This window comes from Helicobacter sp. MIT 14-3879 (assembly GCF_003364125.1).
The window spans coordinates 1-2,849 of sequence record NZ_NXLP01000114.1 but is presented as its reverse complement, the minus strand read 5'-3'; the positions used below and the strand labels follow the sequence as shown (position 1 = coordinate 2,849).

The 2,849-nt window shown below is 32.5% G+C and carries 3 protein-coding genes and 1 pseudogene; all 4 read right to left on the bottom strand.

Translation table 11 applies throughout. From position 1 onward, the window contains the following. A pseudogene (locus CQA44_RS13345) lies at positions 1-123 on the bottom strand (site-specific DNA-methyltransferase); the annotation flags it as partial. A gap of 36 nt (positions 124-159) precedes the next feature. Beyond that, positions 160-1,485, bottom strand: a complete 1,326-nt coding sequence (locus CQA44_RS11685; protein WP_115547383.1) for a class I SAM-dependent methyltransferase — start codon at positions 1,483-1,485, stop codon at positions 160-162. Continuing rightward, positions 1,475-2,089 carry a restriction endonuclease gene (locus CQA44_RS11680; RefSeq protein WP_115547384.1) on the bottom strand — a complete coding sequence of 205 codons (615 nt, stop codon included), beginning with the start codon at positions 2,087-2,089 and terminating at the stop codon, positions 1,475-1,477. Before CQA44_RS11680 ends, CQA44_RS11685 begins: the two co-directional genes overlap by 11 nt. A 166-nt stretch (positions 2,090-2,255) precedes the next feature. Further along, complete coding sequence (locus CQA44_RS12790) at positions 2,256-2,408, bottom strand: hypothetical protein (RefSeq protein WP_181881904.1); 153 nt, start codon at positions 2,406-2,408, stop codon at positions 2,256-2,258. Positions 2,409-2,849 lie beyond the last annotated feature (441 nt).

Here is a 2,849-nt window from a genome sequence, read left to right as displayed (position 1 = left end):
CAAAACTCCCTCTACACGCATAAAATAAGGCGGGTCAGCAAAGATTAAATCAATGCTATCATTTGGAATTATTTGGAGTAACTCTAGGCTATTGCCTTGCAAGATTTGATTAAGTGGTAAAATGTTGTTTGCTTGTGTTCGTAGCACTATCTATCCTTTTTAGCTACTATAATTTGGTTGTTTATTTACATTCCTAATGGCATTTATCATTCTATCCGTTTGTTTTGCTATGTTGTAAACATTCTTAAAACTAGAATCTAGCATACAATTCTCTAAGCTTCTTTGTGAAAATAAAAATCGCCCATCACACACAAATCCTAGCTCTTCCCAATCTATATTATTTAGCCTCTCGCACAATTCCTCTAAAGTCTTAGAATCTACTTCAAATTTAGGGAAAATCGCCAAAACAGAGCCATCATAAGCCTTGCAAGAATGTAAGAAAAATGGCTTAATATTTCGTGTTTTGGTATTGACATAGATTCGTGGTTTTTCGCTCTTGTAATAATCTCTGCCCCATTCCCACCAATTAGATTCGCCAAATTTCTTAATCTTTCTCTGCATTAGTTTTTCTTTAAATTGCTCTAAATATTTGCAATCACTAGCGTATTTTCCATAAATCATTCTCTTTGTTGTGCCGCTTTTTGCAGTGCTAGAATTGACAAACTCCACATTACCCCATTGCTTGTTTGCAAAAATATAATCTGCCCCACTTACTGCTCCAACTTTGACAAAAAACAATGAGCTAAAAGGGATAGTATAAGATTTTTTAGTAAAAAGGATTTGCCCATTGATACAGCTAAACTGCCTTAGACATTGTGTTTTTCGCCCAAAATTACCTTTTTCAAATCGCCATATAGCACAATTTGGTTGTGCACCCTCAAAAATCTTTTTATCTCCTAAATCGATAAAATCTGTGATGCTGCCTTGTGAGAATATAAATTCATTGAGTTTGATACTTGCAGTGCTTTTTAGAAAGTCTCTTGGTGTGATGAAAACCAACTCACCTTTATCTTTCAAATGCAAAATACACTTATAAATAAAAAATAAATACAAGTTTGAGCGAGAATCAAAAATCTTTTTATAGGAATTTAAAAGGAATTTTGTAGAATCTAAAATATCTTGATAACGCACATAAGGAGGATTGCCAATAATGCAATCAAATTTTTCACTCACAGGATAATCAAAAAAATCAATGTTTAAAATTTGAGATAGCGTCATTTCTTTGTGATGAGGAGGGTTTGTGAGATTGTTAGAATCCAAAAAATCAATTTGAGATTCTAATTTAGTTTCCAAAAGCACATTTTTATCTAACTCTATACCTATTTTATTACTAGGCAGATTCTTAAAAAATGCTCCATTCCCACAGCTTGGCTCTAAAAATCTAGGATTTTCTAACTTTGTGCTGCTTTGAATGAGATTTAACATATCGCTTACAATATGAGGTGGTGTAAAAACTTGCCCTAAATTTGCTATATCAAGCTTCATAAAAATATCTCCTAAAATGAAAATAGGCTTCAGCTCTTAAGCTTAAAGATTGCTCAAAAGTTCCAAGCAAAAAGCTTTTTGCACTTTCAAAATCTCTTATAACGATATTGCGATTATTATCCCATTTTGCTTGAAAGGGTAAGTTATTCCCATTTGGCAAGACACTCTCTAAGCTTTTAAGTGAAGTAGCAAAAACATCACTAGGATTATCTTTATTGATAATTAAAAAATAATAATCCCTTGTGTTTTCCTGTATATTTTCTTTGAGAGACTTAAAATAACATTCCCAACTTACCCCATTACCAAATGGTGGAATCTTGCCCGTTAGAGCATAATAAATTCCTAATTTACAATTTAAATTATCCGTAGTTTTGGTAGTGCTGACTTTGATATTAATAGGATAGAAAATACTCTTTTCCTCAAAACTAAAATCCACCCAATCGCGCATATTGGGGCGATTTATATCAAAGTGAGATTCTAAAAGATTAAAAATCTCATCTTCATTAAAAGCAGAATTTATCCTACCATCTCGACTCTGCTTGCTTAAGGCAATCGGGTTTGCTTGTAAAAACTTTACAATTTGAAAAAGCAAGTTCGGAAAAATATTTCCTTGCATTATATCTCCCTTAAATCCTTTGAAATCATATATACTAAAAAACAAATTTCATTTCCTCCCATCTTCTAGCACTTTAGCTTCTTTAATTCTAAGTTTCTTATCTTACCACTTAGAATCTCTTTTATAGAATCTAACGACATAGGGTAACAAAACTTTACCCTCTCACTTTACACCTTGCATTCTCCACTAAATCTCTCACAGGACAGAAACACAGACTCTCAAAGTCAAAAGATAAGCTAAACTCCCCTATTCTAAAGACATCGCTAAGAATGCCATAAATAATACTTTTATTATCATTTAATCTCATAGTTTCTTATTTTGCTCCTTTGATTTACAAAATTGCCATAAATCACGCTCCCCCTAGTTTCTAGCCTCCCATCTTCTAGCACTTTAGCTTCTTTAATTCTAAGTTTCTTATCTTACCACTTAGAATCTCTTTTATAGAATCTCTCTTATAGATTCTCTCTTGCACGCAATAAGAGGATAAAAAATAATTTTATTTCCTCTCATTTTCTAACATTCTTTCTAACATTCTTTTTCTGGCATTTTTTACTTGCTTCTGGCATTCTCATTTTACCCTTAGAATCTAACGACATAAGGTAACAAAACTTTACCCTATTTCATAACTCTCCTACTAATAAAAACAAATTTCATTTCCTCCCATCTTCTAGCACCCTAACTTCTTTGCTAGATTCTATCTCTAGCACTACATAAGGTAAGCCCTGCTTATTGAGTTCTTCCATAAAGG

Bases quoted from the DNA above. Each gene is read 5' to 3' on its own strand.
- CQA44_RS11685 (WP_115547383.1), bottom strand. From the start codon at position 1,485: ATGAAGCTTGATATAGCAAATTTAGGGCAAGTTTTTACACCACCTCAT.
- CQA44_RS12790 (WP_181881904.1), bottom strand. From the start codon at position 2,408: ATGAGATTAAATGATAATAAAAGTATTATTTATGGCATTCTTAGCGAT.